The organism is Rhizobium sp. 05N49, from assembly GCF_056396805.1.
This window is the reverse complement of record NZ_JBFTME010000003.1, coordinates 225,134-244,137: the sequence shown is the minus strand read 5'-3', so window position 1 is coordinate 244,137 and position 19,004 is coordinate 225,134. Positions and strand designations below refer to the sequence as shown.

Here is a 19,004-nt window from a genome sequence, read left to right as displayed (position 1 = left end):
AGAGATCACAAACGGCCGCAGTTGGCGTTAATAATCGTCAGTGAAATAATATCTGGAATAAATAATATAAGCGATGCAGCAAAATGGATTAACCGCACCCCCTCGGATGCTATCCACTTCCTGCAATACTTGCGCTCTTTGGCCGTCGCCTAAACCTCCCGGACTAGCTCAAGCGGCTTGCTCTAGGCGCACCAGATGGCCTGCAGCGACCTCGCGATATTGACGCTTGGGCGGAATATAACCCACAGGGCGGACCGGGCTTTTCAATTCGTCGGTGCCGAGGTTGCGGCGGATCCCGCGGCGAGCAGGATCCGGCACGGGCACAGCCGCCATCAGCTTCCTGGTATAGGGATGCTGGGGATTGCGGAAGAGCTCTTCGCGCGGACCGATCTCGACGATCTCGCCGAGATACATGACCGCGACGCGATGACTGACTCGTTCGACCACCGCCATGTCGTGAGAGATGAAGAGGAAGGCGAGGTTCAGGCTCTGCTGCAGATCCATCAGGAGATTGCACACCTGCGCCTTGATGGAAACATCGAGTGCCGACACGCTCTCGTCGGCGACGATCACCTTCGGGTCGAGCGCAAGGGCACGGGCGATGCAGATGCGCTGGCGCTGGCCGCCCGAAAACTCGTGCGGGTAGCGCTTCATCATATCGGGCTTCAGGCCAACTCGTTCGAGCAGGTCGGCAGCCTTTTCACGGGCCTGGGCGCGGGTGCCAAGCCCGTGTTCGGTGAAGGGCTCGGCGACAGCGGCACCGATTGTCATACGCGGATTGAGGCTCGCGAAGGGGTCCTGGAAGATCATCTGGATGCTGCGGCGCATATTGCGCAGGCTGACCGCATCGAGGTTCAGGACATCATAGCCATCAAGGCTGACGGAGCCTGCATTTGGTTGCACCAGACGGGTGATCGAGCGGCCCGTCGTGGATTTGCCGCAACCGGATTCGCCGACGAGCGACAGGGTCTCGCCCTGAAAGAGCTCGAAGGAGACGTCCTCAACAGCATGGATGGCGCCGGTTCTGCGGCCGAAGAGACCGCCGCGAATATCGAAGCGGGTGACGAGGTTCTTCACTTCGAGGATCGGCGTCTTTCGGCGATCGACGGTTTCGGCGACTTCCACCGGATCGCATCGTTCGCCGGTCATCGTGTCGACGACGGGGAAACGCAGCGGCCATTTGCGGCCATCCATCGAGCCCAGGCGCGGCACGGCGGAGAGCAGGGCACGCGTATAGGGGTGTTTGCCGCGATTGAAGATATCGTCCGTCGTGCCGGTTTCGACAGCTTCGCCGCGATACATGACGATGGTGCGGTCGGCGATCTCGGCGACCACACCCATGTCATGGGTGATGAAGAGAACGGACATGCCCTCTTCTTCCTGCAGCACTTTGATGAGATCGAGGATCTGGCCCTGGATGGTGACGTCGAGCGCGGTGGTTGGCTCGTCGGCAATCAACAGCTTGGGCCGGGAGGCGAGCGCCATGGCGATCATGACGCGCTGGCGCATGCCACCTGAAAACTGGTGAGGATATTCGTCGAAACGGGATGCGGCATTGGGAATGCGTACCTTCTCGAGAAGGCGGATTGTTTCGGCGCGCGCGTCGGCTTTGCTGATATCACCATGGCATGTCAGCGCTTCGGAAATCTGCCGGCCGATGGTGAAGATCGGGTTCAGGCTGGTCATCGGCTCCTGAAAGATCATCGCGGCATCCTTGCCGCGCACGGCCCGCATCTCCCGATCAGAGAGGGAGAGGACATCGCGGCCGGTCAACGTGATGCTGCCTTCGACGCGGCTTGAGCCCTTGGCGAGCAGGCGCATGATGGAAAGCGAGGTGACGCTTTTGCCGGAACCGCTCTCTCCGACGATGGCGACCGTTTCCCCCGGCATGACATCGAAGGAGACATTACGAACAACCGATCTCCATTCGCCATCGGAGAGAAAGGAAGTTGTCAGGTTCCGGACGGAAAGGACCGGAGAGACGGATGCTGCAGGCTGATCACTCATATCGTTCCCGTGTTCTTTTTGTGCCGGAGGCAGGTTCTTTGCCGGAGAGGCTTCAGGTCTTCAAAGGCGTGGCAAGTGAGGCGGACGGTCGTCCTTTCGCAATGCGCGCGGCTTCCAGCGCCGCGATCTTTTCATCGATCTCGCGCCTGTCGATCATTCCATTGGGATTGGCCTTCGTCGCCATCGTCTCGGCAACGTGCATGTAGCGTTCCTGCGCTACTGCATAGAGCCGGCGCAATTCCGCGAGCGGATCGGGATGATCGTCTGCCCTGATGCTGAGCCAGGGATAATCCTGATCACGGTGGACGAGGAGGGCGGCAGACTGTTTGCCACGCTTGTCGCCACCGGCATCCTCGCCGGCCTGCATGGATTCCAGCAGGCGCTCGATGAAAGGCTTGTCCATTGCCTTCTTGTAGGTCGCAAGCGTCTCGGCGACGACTTGAGGACCTGCCAGCATATTGCCGGCGACGGAAACATTATCGTCGACCAGGTGACCGGCCCAATCGATGCATTTGGCGCCGGTGAAGGCCGCGTTGCGGCCCTGGGCATCGATCAGATGAAGCTGGCGCTGATCGTGGCCGGCGTCACGGCCGGTCAGTTCGGCGATGATCTCATCCGGCGCCTTGCCCTCGGCAAGCATGGCAAGCCCGTCGGTGCCGTAGAGCGGGCTGACGAAGGCCTGGGTGGCGACCGCGCCGATAGCGCCGCGGATATGCGGCACCAAGCCGCCGACCGCAAAGAAGCGGGTAGCGACGGCAATGCCGAGATAGCCTGTGCCGGGATCACGGGCGACGATGGACCATGTCATGCCTATCTCCCGATCGCATAGGCCTGCATGAGGCGTGGCGTTGCAGCGGCACGCAGCAGTCCATCTGCATCGCGGCGCGCGGCGGTCAGGCGGCCGATAGTCCAGGGGTCGGATACTGTGAGCGCGTGGCCGCGGGCGCGCAGGCTCTCGAGCACGTCGGCGCTGAAATTGCCTTCCACCATCAGGCCGCCCGGCTCACGTGTGCGCGGATAGAAGGAGCCAGGGAAATGCGAAGTGTGGAAGAGCGGCTGGTCGATCGCCGCCTGCAGGTTCATCTTGTGGTGCACATAACGCAGGAAGAAGGAAAGCTGCCACTGTTCCTGCTGGTCGCCGCCGGGGGTACCGAAGGCGAGTGTCGGCCGGCCTTCGTAGAGGGCAAGTGAGGGCGTCAGCGTCGTGCGCGGGCGTTTGCCGGGAGCGAGCGATGTCGGCAGGCCGGGCTTCAGCCAGAACATCTGGGCGCGCGAATTCAGGCAGAAGCCAAGACCCGGGATGATCGGCGAGGACTGCAGCCAGCCGCCCGAGGGCGTGACAGACACCATGTTGCCTTCGCGGTCGATGACGTCGATATGAACAGTGTCGCCGCGCTTTTCCCTCAGGTGCGCCATGGTCGGCTCGTAGACGGCGCCGGTCTTGGAATCGGCGCCGAGCATGTCCATCGTCACATCGTATTGCTGCTCGAAGTCGGGCAGCTTCCCGGGACGCAGGTCGAAGGAGGCCTCGTCTGTGATGAGTTTGCGGCGGGCGGCGGCGTAGGTGTCCGACAGAAGCTGATCGAGCGGCACCTCGGCGAATTTGGGATCACCATAGTAGATCTCTCGATCGGCGAAGGCGAGTTTCATGGCTTCGGTCACGGTATGGACGAAGTCGGCTCCATCAGGCGCCATTGCGGCGATGTCCATGCCCTTGAGGATCGACAGGGTCTGCAGGAAGACCGGACCCTGGCCCCAGGGGCCGATCTTGGCAACCGTCCAGCCGTGATAGTCGTAGGTCTGCGGTTCTTCGATCGTTGCCGACCAATTCGCCATGTCGTCGGCCGTCAGCACCGCCTTGTGGCTGTTGCCGCTCGCATCCATCACTTCGGCGGTCTTCACGTAGTTTGCGATCTTTTCGGCGACGAAACCGCGGTAGAAGGCGTCGCGGGCGGCTTCAATCTGGGCCTCGCGACCCTGCTTGGCTTCGGCCTCGGAAATGATGCGCTTCCAGGTCTCGGCCAGAACCGGGTTCTTGAAGTTGGAATTGGGTTCGGGAACGGAACCTCCGGGTACCCAGGTTTCGTAGGAGGTCGGCCATTCCTTTTCAAAGAATTCGGCAAGACCCTTGATGGTTGCGGAGACGCGCGGCAGCAGCGGATGGCCGTTTTCGGCGTAATAGATCGCCGGTTCCAGAACGTCACGCACGCTCAGCCGGCCGTAATCGCGTAGCATCAGCATCCAGCCATCGAAGGAGCCGGGAATGACAGTTGCCAGCAGGCCGTCGCCTGGGATCAGTTTCAGGCCCTCGGACGTATAGTGTTCGATAGTGGCGCCGGCGGGCGCAGGACCTTGGGCACAGATAACCTCGACCTTGTCCTTTTTCTTGGAATAGATGATCGCCGGCATGTCGCCACCCGGGCCGACGAGATGCGGCTCCAGGATCTGCAATGTGAAGCCGGTAGCAACCGCCGCATCGAAGGCGTTGCCGCCCTTTTCCAGGATGCTCATGCCAACGGCGGAAGCGATCCAGTGCGTTGAGGTAACGACGCCGAATGTGCCCAGAATTTCGGGGCGGGTCGTGAATACGGTCATTTCATATGTCCTTTCGAGAGGTCATGCTTCGCGCGGATCGAGCGCATCGCGCAGGCCGTCGCCCAAGAGATTGAAACCGATAACGACGAGGAAGATGGCAATGCCTGGCCACATCGCCATCCACGGTGCCTGGCTCAGGAAGTTCTTGGCAACGTTCAGCATCGAGCCCCAGCTTGGAGCCGGTGGCTGCTGGCCGAGACCGAGGAAGGAGAGACTGGCTTCGGCGATGATCGCGGTTGCGATCGTCAACGTCGCCTGTACGAGGATCGGCGCGAAGACATTTGGCAGGATGTAGCGGGTGATGATGCTGGAGTGACGCAGACCGATGGACCGCGCACCTTCGATGTATTCCTCGGTCTTGACCGCCAGCACTTGCCCGCGCGTCAAGCGCACGAAGATCGGCATGGCCGAAAGGCCGATCGCGATCATCGCATTGCTCAGGCTCGGGCCAAGAAAGGCCGCGAGCGCAATCGCGGTGATCAGGAAAGGCATTGCCAGAAAGGCTTCGGTAATGCGGGAAATGATCATGTCGATCCAGCCACCGAAATAGCCTGAGATCAGGCCAAAGGGTACGCCGATGAGGACGGCAATCGCTACGGAAAAGACGCCCGCCATCAACGAGGCCTGGGCGCCCCAGATCATTCGGGAGAGGATGTCGCGACCGATGTCGTCCGTGCCGAGCCAGTGGGCGGCCGACGGGGCCTTGCGGATCGTCGACCAGCTTGTGGCATTCGGGTCGGGGAGCGGCAGGAGTGGCGCGATGATGGCAAGGATTGCGAAGAAGGCGATGATGGCGAGGCCGACGAGCGCGCCTTTGTTGGCCTTGAGCTTGCGCCAAGCGCGGCTTGGCGAGCGTTGCTCGGTCGAGACAACGGGTGTGGCCGCGACTTGATCGATGGCGGTCATAGCGAAGCCCTCATGCGCGGATTGAGGAGAACGTAGAGGATGTCAGCCACGAGGTTCATCAGAATAAAGCCGATCGCCGTGCAGATGACGACGCCCTGGACGACGGCGTAATCGCGATTGAAGACGGCATCGACAATAAGCTTGCCGAAACCGGGAATGGTGAAGATCTGCTCGGTGAGAACCGCACCAGCGAGCAACTCGCCGAAGAGCAGGGCGCTGAGCGTTACGATCGGCAATACGGCATTGCGAAAACTATGCTCCAGCACCACCGAACTCTCCGGCAGCCCCTTGGCGCGGGCCGTGCGGATATAATCAGCGCTCAGGACGCTCAGCATGGCCGAACGGGTGTGGCGCATCAAGGTGGCGGCGAGCGCATTGCCGAGCACGAAGGAGGGCATGATCATGGTTTCGATCGAGCGCAGCGGATTGGAGAAGAAGGGCTCGTAACCCGAAGCCGGAAGCCAGCCGAGGTTCACCGAGATCAGCAGGATCAGCATGATGCCGAGCCAGAAATTCGGGATCGACAGGCCTGAGAGAGCGATGATGTTGGCGAGATAATCGATGATCGTGTTCTTCTTGACGGCTGCCAGAATGCCCATCGGCACGCCGATCACGAAGGCGAAGATCATCGACATGATCGCGAGCTGAATGGTGACCGGCAGTTTCTCGGCCACGAGCTCGAGAACCGGCTGGTTGGTACGCAGTGATATGCCGAGATCGCCCTGAAGCGCGGAGCCCAGCCAGTAGAAATACTGATAGGGAACAGGGTCGTTAAGATGATATTTTTCCCTCAGGAATTCCAGCACCTGCGGATCGCGCTCTTCGCCGGCCATGGCCAGAACCGGGTCGCCCGGCAGAAGTTTCTGCAGGGAGAAGACGAAGACCGAAATGATCAGCAAAGTTGGAATGGCGACCAGCAGCCGCTTGGCGATGAACCTGTACATAGGCGCTCCGATACCATCAGCGGTACGCGGCGACAGGCGCCGCGTACCTGACGCGTGTGGCTGTCAGCCTTCCTTCTTCACCCCGACGAGGCGGATCATGCCGTCGGGAGAAGCAACGAAGCCGGTGATGTTCTTGTGCAGCGCCCAGATCCAGGACTGGTGGCCAATGAAGATGATTGGCAAATCGTCGTTGAGGATTGCGGTCGCGGCATCGTATTTCTGCTTGCGCACGGAGTCATCCGTGGACTGGCGCGCTTCGGTCAGAAGCTTGTCGACGTCAGCGTTGCAATACTTGCTGTCGTTCAGGCCGGCGCCGCAGGTGACGAACTGCTGGATATTGCCATCGGGATCGACGCGGCCGGACCAGTCCGAGCGGCTGAGCTGGTAGTTGCCCGCGGTCTGCTCATTGAGCAGGGTCGCAAATTCCGTCGCTTTCAGGCTGACATCGAAACCGGCTTCGGCAACCATCGACTGGATGATCTGCATCATCTGCATCGTGACCGGGCTGTTCGGAACCTGCATTTCGACCGGCACACGGTCGAAGCCTGCAGCCTTTACAAGGGCCTTCGCCTTTTCGACGTCACGAGCGGGTACCGGGACATCCTTGTCGAACCAGGGGCTGCTCGGCGGGAAAGGCTGGTTACCAGCAACGCCCGTGCCTTCGAAAACGATCTGCATGGCGGCATCACGGTCGATTGCCAGCGAGAAGGCCTGGCGCAGGCGCTTGTCCTTGCCGATCGGATTGTCCGCACGCGCGCCATTGCCGACATTGGCATAGATGCCGAGCCAGCCGGTGTTGACAACATCCTTGTAGACGAGGTTGGCGTCGCTCTTGACCGTCTCGGCGTCGGTGGCGGCCAGGCGTTCGATCATGTCGAGATCGCCCGAGCGCAGATTGGCCAGGCGTACGGTCGAATCCGGGATCGGCAGGTAGGTCAGCTTGTCGATGAAGACATTGTCCTTGTTCCAGTAGCCCTGGAACTTCTCGAGCACGATACGGTCCTGTTGGACACGTTCGACAAATTTGAACGGGCCGGCGCAAACAGGATGGTCGCCGAACTTCGCGCCGAGTTCCTTTGCAGCCTTCGGCGAGACGATCATGCCCGCGCGGTCAGAAAGCTGGGCGAGCAAGGTGACATCTGGGCTCTTCAGCGTGAACTTGACTTCATATTCACCTGACGCCTCGACCTTCTGCACGGAGCTCAATTCGCTCTTGCGACGCGATTCCGGCAGGGTCATGTTGCGCTCGATGGTGGCGACGACGGCTTCGGCGTTAAAGGGCGTTTCGTCCTGGAACTTCACGCCCTGGCGGAGCTTCATCGTGAGCTCCTTGCCGTCAGCCGACCAGTTCCATTCGGTTGCGAGCTGCGGCACGATCTTCAAGTCCGGCGAGACGTCAACGAGCTTGTCGCACATGGCGGTATAGACGATGCGACCGACGAAGGTGCGCGACTGTGCGGGATCGAGCACGTCGGCGTCGTCCTGGAGGCCGATCTTCAGTTCGACCGCGAAAGCGGGAAGCGCAAAAAGCGCTGCTGCTGCGGCGGTCGTCAGCAATTTGGCGAGTTTCATTCCATTCTCCTCTTTTATGTTTTTGTTTCACGTCTGTCGTGTCGAGCCGGCGGTTATCTCTGCCGTGCCGATTTCTCCGCTCAGCTGGGCTCCTTCTCGGCCACCAATTCGCCATGGTCGAGAGAGGTGATGCGGATGAGGCTTTCCTGCAGCGTCAGCAGGTGTTGGCGCATGGCTTCGCCGGCCTTTCCTGGGTCACGCGCGGCGATAGCGTCGACGATGGCCGTATGCTGGCCATGGGTGACTTCGCGCGTGCGGCTGGCGCTGCGGGCGCGCTCGCGGATCGCCTGCCAGGCTTCGTCCTGGCGCACGCGATTGATGACGTCGAAGATCGTGAGAAAGAATGAGTTGCCGGCGCATTGGGCAATCTGGCGATGCAGCGCGCCATCCCAGAGTTCGCGGCCGTCGGCGTCCGTGCTTTCGTAGATCTTTTTCACCAGATCATACATGCGCTCTATATCGGCTGCCTTGGCGCGTATGGCGGCAAGCTGTGCGAGCTGCGGCTCGACGCGCAAGCGCACTTCCATGATCTCCATGAGATCGGTGTCGGCGATGATGGAATCGACATGGTTGCTCCAGCCATCCGGCCGCTTGCCGGCAAAGGTGCCGGAGCCTTGCCGGCGCCAGATGCGGCCTTCGGCTTCCAGTACTTCCAGTGCACGGCGGACGGAGCGGCGACTGACCCCGAGGATTTCGGAGAGCGTACGTTCGGTTGGCAGCTTGCCATCGGCATCGAGACTATCCGACTGCAGGAGAGCCCTCAGCTTCTCCAGCGCATAGTTCGAATTGCCTTGTGCTTCGTCCATGGCCGTCTGAACCAATTTGATATTGGTTCAATGCAAACCAAATCCATTGCATCGTCAAGCGCTTTTTTGTGCAGATAAATACCTGCACGTTTTTTGATCGCATCGCGCAGATTTAGAGCAGACATAAGGAGTGGATGCACGTTTTCCTGCGTGCTGGATGCTGAGCAAGCCCCGATACCAAAAATCAATTGGTTCGCTTGTCGTGGTTCAGCGGTTCGTGGAGCGCGCGGAAAGGAAGGCCTGCGGGTCGAAGCTGAAATCCTTGTCGAAAGGATAGGTCGGGTGCGCTTTGCGCAGGCGCGGAAGTCGCTCGACGAACTGATCGACAACGCCGGGGGACAGTGCCATGAGGCTCGGATTGGCAATCGGCGCGATTTCCGGCGACAGGTAGCCTGACTTGACGACAACGATGCTTGCCGTGCGCGGATCGAGCCCGAGGCGGGTGAAATTGACGATATTGTGGTAGGGGCGGCGCTTGGCCGAGAGGACCAGATCGATGCCGCCGATGGAGACGACGGCCTGGCGGTCGGTAGCGTCGGTGGTCTCGTGCAGGAACTTCACCGTGAACTGTCCCGTCACCGGCTTGCTGTCTTTGGCATCGAGCGAAGCGCCGACAGTCAGCTCCAGCGTCGTACCGATACCCGCCGCATAACATCTCTCCGTTGCTGCCTTGTCGGCGATGCCGGCAAAAACCACACCGGTGGCGCCTCTTGCGATCAGCTCGGCCAGTACGTCCGCTCGGTCGCCGACGCCGCCGCCGGTCGGATTGTCTCCGGATTCGGCGAGCACGACGGGGCCGGTCGGGCTGGTGATCGCCTTGGCGACGCATTCCTCGACCGAACCGGTTTCGCAGCCGAAGACGAATTCTTCGCGCACATCCCAATAAGCCTTTGCCAGACGTTTTGCCTCGCGCTCCAGTATCGCGCGGTCCGTGYCGGTCATGATGGCGGCAGCCGTGGCCCGCGGCTCGTCGGCCCAGACATAGCCGACCATCAGCGAGGCATCCCAGACGCCGTCCAGCGCATCGATGCCGGGCAGTTCGGCATAAAGGCTCTTTGCCGGTTGATCGACGGTGCTGGTGCGTTCACCCGGCAGGACGACCGGGATCGGCGCCCAGAGTAGGGTGGGTTTTTCCCCCGTCTTCAGGCTCTTCACCAGCATGGAGACAGAGCGGCGCATCGTTTCTTCGACATCGATATGCGGCGCAGTGCGGTAGGTGGAATACATGTCGAGCGCGTCGATGATGCGCTGGGTAACATTGCCATGCAGGTCGTAACTTGCCGAGACCGTACAATCATCGCCAACGAGCGCACGGGCTGCGCTGATCCAGTCGCCTTCCGCATCTTCCATGCCTTCGACATACATGGCGCCATGCATTGCCAGATAGAGTCCGTGGAGCGGCAGGAGCGGCTTCAAGCGCTCCAGGAATTCAGCCTTGAAGGCTTCGTAGGTGTGACGGGCGACAGGGCCGCCGGCAATGGCGCGGGCATGGATCGTCGGCAGGAATTCAGCCTCGTAATCCTTCAGAAAGGCAAAATAGGGGGCTGCCAGCAGGTCCTCGCCGCGTACCACCCGGAAGTCTGCCTCTTGGTTCAGGACGGGGTTGTACGTGCTGCATTCAATGTGAATGCCACCGACAGCGATGCGCATGGGAAACCTCAGCTTATATTGGGACCAATCAGAAAATTGTGAGCGGCAATGCTGGCTGCGCCGCGCGACCAGACGTCGCTATCCACGCGACGGGTGCGGATCGGGGTCTGACCTGCATAACGCGGAAGAACATTGGCTTCGATCGCCTGCTGCACGACCGTGCCGAACAGGCCGTCGAACGAGCCGTCGACATGGGTCACCAGGATCATGCCCGGGTCGTTCATCTGGATCAGGTGCGAGATAGCAAGGCCGAGGGCTGCGCCGGCCTTGTGGATGATGGAGATCGCCTCGGCTGTGCCGAGCGAAGCTTCCGCTTCCAGATCGGAGAGTGACGTGCATTTCAGGCCGGCGGCCCGCGCCATCTCCTTGATCGCCTTCATGGAGGCGATCGTATCCAGGCAGCCGCGCTTGCCGCAGCGGCAGGGGGCGCCGCCGGGCTCGATCGTCGCATGAGCGATTTCGCCCGCACCGCCATGATTGCCGCGATAAAGCCTGCCGTCGATGACGTGGGCGCAGCCGATGCCGTCTCCGAGCGACACGACCGAGAAATTCGGGGTGTCGCGAGCAATGCCGAAGAGCTTTTCGCTGACAGCAACCGCCTTGGCATCGTTCTCGATAAAGGTATCGACGCCGCTTGCGTGGCGGATGATTTCGGCAAGCGGCACATCCTGCCAGCCGAGCAGGGTCGACTGTACGCAGGTTGCCTGCCTTTCATCGACGAAGCCCGATAGCGCCACACCGATGCCGGCCAGTTTCGAGCTTGCCTGAGGATGGGCCCTGAGGATTTCCGGCAGGCCATAGGCGATCGCGTTGGCAATGACCTTGGGATCCCGGGAGTAGGGCAGCTGCTGACGGGCGATGATGTTGCCGTTAAGATCGCTGAGGATCATCGGGGCCGGATCTTCCAGAAGCGAAATGCCGATGAAGAACGCGCATTCCGGTTTCAGGTCGAGCAGCACGGAGGGCCGGCCCTGACCGTAGACGGTTTCCGTCTCGTGCAGAACGCCGCGATCAATGAGCTCGCGGGCAATGCCGCTCATCGCCGCTTTGCTGAGCCCGATCGCAGAGGCAAGATCGGTCCGGCTGAGGGGACCGGACTCACTTATGACCCGCAGAAGCTCGCGCTGCGATGAATTGAACATAAAAATCCTGATCCTGTCGCCCGTGATCTCACACTGACAATAAGTTCACAAAATGAACTAATCAACTGAAATAAATTACGAAAAATTGATCAAGCCATCGATTGGCCGGTTTCAAGAATCAACGACAGAGTGAACCAATGGAAATCATTCGCAAGAGATTTGTTCGCACGCCAATTCATATTGAGCTGTGCCGTCGCTGGAGCGCGGACATCAAACGGCCTGGTGGGTTGAACGTCGGCGCGATCTGCTTGAGACGCGAAATAGCAAATAGATGCAGCGCGTAACATATCGCGCTGGTTCGGTCGCCCTCGCGCGCCATCCTGACGTCTCTCCGTCGCCTGCATTTCACGCTATAATTCGTTCCAGGGGTAAGCGGGGGAGACGAGCATGGGCCAGCAGGAAATTCCGCTCAGGGTGACGGCAATACGGTTCGTCCGCGCGATCAAATTGTTCATGACATCCGATGTCGCCGGGAGCGCCCGGTTCCTGCTTGTCTCCCTGATTGTTCTTTTTGGCAGTATTAGTGCTTTGAATGTCGTCAACAGTTTCGTCGGGCGGCACTTCATGACTGCGATCGCGGAACGGCAGACTGCCGAATTTGTTCGCCAGGCTATCCTCTACACTGGCGCTTTTGCTGCTTCGACGATCGCGTCGGTGATTGCCCGCTTTGCCGAAGAGCGACTGGCCTTGCTTTGGCGAGAATACCTCACCCGTCGTGCGGTCGGCGTCTATATGGCCGACGGTACTTTCTACCGGCTCGGCGTTCAGGGCAAAGTCTCCTATCCTGATCAGCGGATTGCCGAAGATATCAAAGCGTTTACGACGACGACGCTCTCCTTCCTGCTCATGCTGCTCAGCAGCGTGCTGACGGTCTTCACCTTTTCGAGCGTCTTGTGGCTAATCAGCCCGCTTCTTTTCTTCACGGCTGTTATCTACGCGGCTTTCGGATCGTTTATGACGATCGTGTTGGGGCGGCCCTTAATCAACTTGAACTATAATCAGCTCGACAGTGAAGCCGCCTTCCGGTCCGGGCTGATCCAAGTTCGGGAAAACGCAGAATCAATCATGGTCGAGGGCTCACAGCAACGCCACGCAGATCGGCTGCTGAGGCAGTTTGATAGCCTTGCCACTAACTTCAGGCGGATCATTGGCATCAATCGCAATGTCGGCTTCTTCGCCACCGGCTACAACTGGATGATACAGATCATTCCGGTCGTCATTATCGCGCCGGCCTTCATGCGCGGTGACATAGAATTTGGCGTCATCACGCAGTCGGCGGCAGCATTTGCCATGCTTGTCGGTGCATTCTCGTTTATTGTCGCACAATTCAACTCGATCTCGAACTTCGCGACCGTCGTCGCGCGTATCAGTTCCTTTTTGGAAGCGGTCGAGGAGACCCGCCGCCAGTCCGATCACAGTGTCGAACTCATCGAGGCTGAAGGGAACCTTGGCTATGAACGCCTGACGCTGACGTCGCGGACAGGAACGGTACTGGTGAAGGATTTGTCCCTTGTCATCCCGCCCGATACACGAGTGATCGTTGCCGGAGAAGACGATGCTGCGGGCGCTGCTTTGTTTCGGGCCACGGCAGGACTGGGTACACCGGGGACTGGGCGCATCGTCAGCCCACCTCGTCAGCATGTGCGGTTTCTCGGCCAGCGGGCCTGTGCGGGTCCGGGAACTCTCCGCCAGATTCTTGCGCCACCGAAGCGCTCGATCGAGACAACGGATGAGCAAATCCTGGCTTTGCTGAGAGATCTCGGCCTTGCACACGATTTGACACTCAGCGACCTGGATAGCGAGCAGGACTGGTCCACATTGCTGTCACCGCGCGAACAGCAACTCGTCATACTTGCAAGCGCAATCATAGCCGCTCCGTCACACATTGTTCTGGAAAAGGCCGATACCATTTTCGGTCACGAGCTTCTGCTCGCAATCCTCGGGCTCTTGGCTGAAAGAAGGATCGCGTGCGTCAACTTCGCCGAGCCGGGTGCGCCGCGCTCGGCCTACGATGCAGTTCTCGAATATGGTTCTGACGGCTCCTGGACGTGGACCGATCAAAAACAGAAGGCCTGACTGCAACGCAGTTGAAGACCTGAGCCGCCCAAGACCTATCGTTCACGGCAAGTCCGTTGCGCGTCGGGAAGCTCGGGCGACTGTACGGCCGTCACAACCAGCCGCCTGAGAACCCTGCTCGTCTTAGTCCGACGACCACCGGCTCGCATCGACGCATAATGTTCCACAGCAAGCCGGTTCGATAGTTTTCGATCATCAGGACGACGGGGCCTTGGTCGATCCCGAAATGGTAGGGGCTGACCCACCACCCTTCGTTCCTGTCTTCCATCGCAAAGGTCTGGTTGAAGGATGGCCTGAAGCCATAAAGGCGCGTCATGCCAAGCTGCATTCGAGCGAAATTTCGTACCGTCGGGATGACGATTTCCGGAGCGAATGGCAGTGAGGCGACCACGGCCCAGGGAGATACGGTTCCGTCATCCGGCCCATAGGGTGCGCCGCGCGCAACATAGTCGAAGAATTCCCTGTCGATCCCATCGACAGTCCGCTTCGTCCAACCCGGCCCGTCACTTGCCGTGAAACCCCAGCAATGTTCGCCGTAGCCTTTGAAGTTCAGCGGATTGCGGATTGCGTATTCCTGCTGAACGAAAGTGGCGTGGCGGCTGTTGCGAAAATAGTCGCTGTCATGCTCGCGCATGAATTCGTCGCGAATTTCACGGAAATCGATCCACATATGCGAGAGCTGGTGTGTAAAGAGCGGCCCGGAATAAAGTAGTTCGCGACCGAAGATATTCCGCCATTCGTAGCTCTCGGTATACGCTTTGAAGCTTTCCGGAGGCAGCGGGTGGCTCGGTGAGCCCAGACCAAGAATGTAAAGAAGCAGGCCTTCGTCATAGCCGCGCCAACGATAGGGAATGAAGCCGTTTTCCGGTCGCCAGCCGTGGGTAAGCGTGGCGCCGTTGTCGCGCGCCCAGTTCCAGTCCACGCGCTCGTAGAGCGACATGGCAAGTGCGCGTACCTTCGCCTCGTCCTCGGTGTCCGCATCGAAATATGCCGCGACGGTCAAAGCGCCGGCGAAGAGAAAGGCAGAATCGATCGTCGACAATTCGCACTGCCAGACCCGCCGTCCCGTTTCGATGTCCAGGAAATGGTAGAAAAAGCCCTTGTAACCTGATGCGTCCGGTTCCGGCCCTTGATGGCAGGAGATCAGGAATTCCAGTCGCCGCCGGGCGATCTTGGCGGCAAACTCACGAATGACGATACCGCGTTCCACGACGACGGGAATGGTGGCAAGCGCCATACCTACAGCCGCAATGCTTGCCGGGGCGCCGGCCTGCGTCTTGTCGCGCACCAACCCGTTATCCGGATTCGTGCATTGCAGATAGTAGAGCAACGTCGTGAACTGAAGGCGACCGAGATCTTCATCCGTCGGCATCCGGTTCAGTTCGGGATCGGTGGACAGCAGTTCCGACATCATAAGCAAACCGAGGAAGTCAGATGGTTTCGTCGAGCATCCGGAGGCGCCTCTGATCGGACGCCTGCCGGCATGATTTGTGCGCAACGTGTCGTCTAGGCATTGTCTCCCTCAGTGGAGGTCGCTGCCTTCACTTTTCCCGTGCTCTTGACGCCCCATGTCCAGCCGCTGATCTGCGGCATGTCATCGCCATGCGCCTCGATATATTGCCGGTGCTCGATCAGCCTGCCGCGGATTGCCTGCTTGAAATAGGCCGCACGGGCTCCGAGCTGTGGCAGCCGATCGATGACATCCTCAACGAGATGAAAGCGATCGAGCTGGTTCAGAACGACCATGTCGAATGGGGTCGTGGTCGTTCCCTCTTCCTTGTATCCCCGGACATGCAGATTTTTGTGGTTGGTTCGCCGGTAGGTCAGCCGGTGGATCAACCAGGGATATCCGTGGAATGCGAAGATGATCGGTTTGTCCTTCGTGAAGAGCGCATCGAAGTCGGGATCCGAAAGCCCGTGGGGATGTTCGCTCGAGGGCTGCAGCTTCATCAGATTGACGACATTGATGACGCGCACCTTCAGATCAGGAAGGTGCTCACGGATCAGTTGCACAGCGGCGAGCGTCTCCAGCGTCGGCACATCGCCGCAGCAGGCCATGACGACATCCGGTTCCGAGCCGCGATCATTGCTTGCCCATTCCCAGATGCCGAGACCTTCGGCGCAATGTTTGATCGCCTCATCCATCGTCAGCCATTGCGGTGCCGGCTGCTTGCCTGCGACAACGACGTTCACATAGTTGCGGCTGCGCAGGCAATGATCGGTAACGGACAGGAGCGTATTGGCATCCGGCGGTAGATAGACCCGGATGACCTCCGCCTTCTTGTTGATCACGTGGTCAATGAAGCCCGGATCCTGGTGAGAGAAGCCGTTATGATCCTGCCTCCACACATGCGAACTCAGGAAATAATTGAGCGATGCGACCGGCCGTCTCCAGGGAATGTGGTTGCACACTTTCAGCCATTTGGCGTGCTGGTTGAACATCGAGTCGATGATGTGAATGAAGGCTTCGTAGCAGGAGAAGAAGCCATGCCGCCCCGTCAACAGATAGCCTTCGAGCCAGCCCTGGCATTGATGCTCGCTTAACACCTCCATGATGCGTCCGTCGGGCGACAGGTGATCGTCCTCTGGATAAATCTCGGCCATGTAGCAGCGATCCGTCACTTCCAGCACGTCCTGCCAGCGATTGGAATTGTTCTCATCAGGGCTGAACAGCCGGAAGTTCTTGCTGTTAAGATTGAGCTTCATCACATCGCGCAGGAACTTGCCCATGACACGAGCGGATTCCGCGGTCACCGATCCGGGTTTGGGCACCGAGACGGCATAATCGCGGAAATCCGGCATCTTGAGGTCGCGAAGCAACAGGCCGCCATTGGCGTGCGGATTATCGCTCATCCGTCTATGTCCTGCCGGCGCCAGCGAGGCCAATTCAGCTCGCAGCCTGCCTTCGTCATCGAAAAGCTCTTCGGGTCTATAGCTCTTCATCCAGTGCTGAAGCACCTTGATATGCTCCGGCTTGTCCATGTCGCCCATCGGGACCTGGTGCGAGCGCCAGTAGTCTTCGCATTTCTTGCCGTCGATTTCGGCGGGGCAGGTCCAGCCCTTCGGTGTGCGGAAAACGATCATCGGCCACGCCGGACGGCGGGCAATCTTCTTATCCCGCGCTTCTGCCCAGATCTTCTTGATCGTCGCGACGGCAGTATCCATGGCTTCGGCAAGCTGCTGCTGTACCTGATCGGGCTCATGGCCCTCCACGAAGAGGGGTGCATACCCCATGCCCTCGAAGAATTTCATCAATTCTTCCTTGGGAATACGCGCAAGGAAGCAGGGATTGGCGATCTTGTAGCCATTGAGGTGCAGGATCGGCAGAACACATCCGTCGCGGGCCGGATTGAGGAATTTGTTGCCATGCCATCCGGTGGCAAGAGGGCCGGTTTCGGCCTCGCCGTCACCGACGACGCAGGCGACGATCAGGTCAGGATTGTCGAAGGCTGCACCATAGGCATGGCTGAGCGCATAACCGAGTTCGCCACCTTCATGGATGCTCCCCGGTGTTTCCGGAGCGACGTGGCTCGGGATGCCGCCTGGAAAGCTGAACTGTTTGAACAGCCTTTTCATGCCCTCTTCGTCCTGGGCAATATTCGGGTAGAATTCGCTATAGGTTCCCTCCAGATAGGCATGCGCAACGAGCGACGGTCCGCCGTGGCCAGGGCCGATCACATAGATCATGTTGAGATTGTCGCGCTTGATCACCCGATTGAGGTGCACATAAAGCATGTTCAGGCCGGGAGACGTTCCCCAATGGCCGAGCAACCGCGGCTTGATATGCGCGCGCGCCAGAGGCTTTTTGAGCAGGGGATTGTCGAGCAGATAGATTTGTCCGACCGACAGATAGTTCGATGCCCGCCAGTAGGCATCCATCAGGCGGAGTTCCTCGGACGAAAGCGGTGCTTTTCCATGCGCTGCCGCCGAGGCGGTTTTTTTCATCACTGCCGTTTCAGGTGAAGCCATCTGAGTCTCCGATCAAAATGACATTGCTGAATTCGCCGGCCCGCTTCGGGCCGGTGCAGTCTCCGGTCGTTACGGCTGCACTATTGAGGAGGAGATTCCGGGAAATGCTCCACCACGCCGCGGACACYGTTGACGCCCTCCGCCAGGATCCGCGCGGCCCTGCGGCGAGCTGCTGTCTCGAGGTTGCCCCAAAAATGCACGATACCGTCAGCCACCGTGACGGACAGATCCAATCCCTCCAGGCCGGTGTTTTCGCCGAGCCGAACGAGAATGCTGCGTCGAATCGCTTCGTCACCAGTTGCCGTATCGTCCGGCTTTGCCGAATAAATCACCTGCAGGAGATCGGCGCGGCCGACGATGCCGATCAGCTTGCCGGCCCGAAGAACCGGAATGCGCTTGATGTTGCGGTTCTGCATGAGCTCGGCAACACGGGAAAGGGGGGCATCTTCGTCGATCGTGATAGCGTCGGGTGTCATGACATCCCCCACTCTCCATGCGCATCGCTTAACGAAAGCGTTTGCCCTGTCGTCGGGACCAAGTTCCATGTTCGCATTCGGGGCGAACGCGCCGCTTGAGAGTTCCGTTCGACGGATCAGATCACCCTCGCTGATGACGCCTGCCAAACGCCCTTCATTGTCGACCACGGGAAGACCGCTCACCCGCTGGTCGGACATCAGCTTGGCCGCATGCCGAACGCTATTGTCAGGTGACAATGTGACGACCGCTGTCGTCATGACATCTTTGACAAGCATGTCGATCTAGCTCCGGCTACATTAAACTCATCTCGGCGATCTGGCAAAAATGTCTGCAACGCCTCTCGAGGCCGAACGATGTGAACCTCATTCGCCAGCGCCAGGAAAACCTAGCCAGATACTGGCGTGGTTTGCATTGAGTAAGATCAATCGGGCGCCGCAACTTGTACCGGGAGCGATAGCCGATAACGCGATGAGGAGTGATTTGGGCGGACGTTGTCAGGGAGATCGGCGTCGCCAATATCTCGCGAAGGCAGAAACGGACCGCCGGTGATGAAAACACCGGATGCATCACAAGATCATGTGACGCAACAGCACTTACCGACGTAAAAGGAGAAACTGGAGCGGGCGAAGGGATTCGAACCCTCGACCCCAACCTTGGCAAGGTTGTGCTCTACCCCTGAGCTACACCCGCTCAAATCCGCACCGGTCCGGGGTAGTAAGTAGCGGACCGTGGGCGCCACCTTGCGGCGACGGGCGCTATATCGCCCAAACGATTTTCAAATGCAACAGGGAAATGACGGAAAAACGAAGAAAAGTTCTGGCGGTGGAAAACAGGCTTCGAAAACGCCGCGAATGCAGGGC

General features: G+C 59.5%; 13 protein-coding genes and 1 tRNA gene. 1 reads left to right on the top strand and 13 read right to left on the bottom strand.

The window, feature by feature from the left end; genetic code table 11:
- Window positions 1–168: 168 nt before the first annotated feature.
- The 9 genes from AC1DF8_RS08480 to AC1DF8_RS08440 form a co-directional block, all read right to left on the bottom strand.
- Window positions 169–2,007 carry an ABC transporter ATP-binding protein gene (locus AC1DF8_RS08480; protein ID WP_183849593.1) on the bottom strand — a complete coding sequence of 613 codons (1,839 nt, stop codon included), beginning with the start codon at window positions 2,005–2,007 and terminating at the stop codon, window positions 169–171.
- 52 nt (window positions 2,008–2,059) lie between these two features.
- Entirely contained in the window at window positions 2,060–2,815 is a 756-nt protein-coding gene (locus tag AC1DF8_RS08475; RefSeq protein WP_477995723.1) for a DUF1028 domain-containing protein, read from the bottom strand.
- A 2-nt stretch (window positions 2,816–2,817) separates the two neighbouring features.
- The gene (locus AC1DF8_RS08470; RefSeq protein ID WP_477995721.1) at window positions 2,818–4,602 is read right to left on the bottom strand and encodes a gamma-glutamyltransferase family protein; all 1,785 of its coding nucleotides are present in this window, start codon (window positions 4,600–4,602) and stop codon (window positions 2,818–2,820) included.
- 21 nt (window positions 4,603–4,623) lie between these two features.
- Window positions 4,624–5,508 carry an ABC transporter permease gene (locus tag AC1DF8_RS08465; RefSeq protein WP_112545695.1) on the bottom strand — a complete coding sequence of 295 codons (885 nt, stop codon included), beginning with the start codon at window positions 5,506–5,508 and terminating at the stop codon, window positions 4,624–4,626.
- Window positions 5,505–6,452, bottom strand: a complete 948-nt coding sequence (locus tag AC1DF8_RS08460) for an ABC transporter permease (protein WP_112545694.1) — start codon at window positions 6,450–6,452, stop codon at window positions 5,505–5,507. The genes AC1DF8_RS08465 and AC1DF8_RS08460 overlap by 4 nt, the downstream gene beginning before the upstream one ends.
- 63 nt (window positions 6,453–6,515) lie before the next feature.
- The gene (locus AC1DF8_RS08455; RefSeq protein WP_477995719.1) at window positions 6,516–8,024 is read right to left on the bottom strand and encodes an ABC transporter substrate-binding protein; all 1,509 of its coding nucleotides are present in this window, start codon (window positions 8,022–8,024) and stop codon (window positions 6,516–6,518) included.
- An 80-nt stretch (window positions 8,025–8,104) separates the two neighbouring features.
- Entirely contained in the window at window positions 8,105–8,830 is a 726-nt protein-coding gene (locus tag AC1DF8_RS08450; protein ID WP_113115443.1) for a FadR/GntR family transcriptional regulator, read from the bottom strand.
- 207 nt (window positions 8,831–9,037) lie between these two features.
- Window positions 9,038–10,480: a M81 family metallopeptidase gene (locus AC1DF8_RS08445; RefSeq protein ID WP_477995717.1), complete on the bottom strand. Its 1,443-nt coding sequence runs from the start codon at window positions 10,478–10,480 to the stop codon at window positions 9,038–9,040.
- Between the two features lie 8 nt (window positions 10,481–10,488).
- Entirely contained in the window at window positions 10,489–11,622 is a 1,134-nt protein-coding gene (locus AC1DF8_RS08440; protein ID WP_113013329.1) for an ROK family transcriptional regulator, read from the bottom strand.
- Window positions 11,623–12,009: 387 nt separating this feature from the next.
- Here AC1DF8_RS08440 and AC1DF8_RS08435 point away from each other — a divergent pair, with 387 nt between their 5' ends.
- Window positions 12,010–13,698, top strand: a complete 1,689-nt coding sequence (locus AC1DF8_RS08435) for an ABC transporter ATP-binding protein/permease (protein ID WP_477995715.1) — start codon at window positions 12,010–12,012, stop codon at window positions 13,696–13,698.
- A gap of 91 nt (window positions 13,699–13,789) precedes the next feature.
- On the opposite strand, the gene AC1DF8_RS08430 is transcribed toward AC1DF8_RS08435, so the two are convergent.
- From AC1DF8_RS08430 to AC1DF8_RS08415, 4 genes are all read right to left on the bottom strand, one after another.
- The gene (locus AC1DF8_RS08430; protein WP_112545714.1) at window positions 13,790–15,109 is read right to left on the bottom strand and encodes a glucoamylase family protein; all 1,320 of its coding nucleotides are present in this window, start codon (window positions 15,107–15,109) and stop codon (window positions 13,790–13,792) included.
- Window positions 15,110–15,204: 95 nt separating this feature from the next.
- The gene (locus AC1DF8_RS08425) at window positions 15,205–17,667 is read right to left on the bottom strand and encodes a phosphoketolase family protein (RefSeq protein WP_477995713.1); all 2,463 of its coding nucleotides are present in this window, start codon (window positions 17,665–17,667) and stop codon (window positions 15,205–15,207) included.
- Between the two features lie 80 nt (window positions 17,668–17,747).
- The gene (locus AC1DF8_RS08420; RefSeq protein ID WP_477995712.1) at window positions 17,748–18,419 is read right to left on the bottom strand and encodes a CBS domain-containing protein; all 672 of its coding nucleotides are present in this window, start codon (window positions 18,417–18,419) and stop codon (window positions 17,748–17,750) included.
- A 340-nt stretch (window positions 18,420–18,759) separates the two neighbouring features.
- A tRNA-Gly gene (locus tag AC1DF8_RS08415) sits at window positions 18,760–18,834 on the bottom strand.
- Between the last annotated feature and the right edge of the window lie 170 nt (window positions 18,835–19,004).

Bases quoted from the DNA above. Each gene is read 5' to 3' on its own strand.
- AC1DF8_RS08480 (WP_183849593.1), bottom strand. From the start codon at position 2,007: ATGAGTGATCAGCCTGCAGCATCCGTCTCTCCGGTCCTTTCCGTCCGG.
- AC1DF8_RS08475 (WP_477995723.1), bottom strand. From the start codon at position 2,815: ATGACATGGTCCATCGTCGCCCGTGATCCCGGCACAGGCTATCTCGGC.
- AC1DF8_RS08470 (WP_477995721.1), bottom strand. From the start codon at position 4,602: ATGACCGTATTCACGACCCGCCCCGAAATTCTGGGCACATTCGGCGTC.
- AC1DF8_RS08465 (WP_112545695.1), bottom strand. From the start codon at position 5,508: ATGACCGCCATCGATCAAGTCGCGGCCACACCCGTTGTCTCGACCGAG.
- AC1DF8_RS08460 (WP_112545694.1), bottom strand. From the start codon at position 6,452: ATGTACAGGTTCATCGCCAAGCGGCTGCTGGTCGCCATTCCAACTTTG.
- AC1DF8_RS08455 (WP_477995719.1), bottom strand. From the start codon at position 8,024: ATGAAACTCGCCAAATTGCTGACGACCGCCGCAGCAGCAGCGCTTTTT.
- AC1DF8_RS08450 (WP_113115443.1), bottom strand. From the start codon at position 8,830: ATGGACGAAGCACAAGGCAATTCGAACTATGCGCTGGAGAAGCTGAGG.
- AC1DF8_RS08440 (WP_113013329.1), bottom strand. From the start codon at position 11,622: ATGTTCAATTCATCGCAGCGCGAGCTTCTGCGGGTCATAAGTGAGTCC.
- AC1DF8_RS08435 (WP_477995715.1), top strand. From the start codon at position 12,010: ATGGGCCAGCAGGAAATTCCGCTCAGGGTGACGGCAATACGGTTCGTC.
- AC1DF8_RS08430 (WP_112545714.1), bottom strand. From the start codon at position 15,109: ATGTCGGAACTGCTGTCCACCGATCCCGAACTGAACCGGATGCCGACG.
- AC1DF8_RS08425 (WP_477995713.1), bottom strand. From the start codon at position 17,667: ATGGCTTCACCTGAAACGGCAGTGATGAAAAAAACCGCCTCGGCGGCA.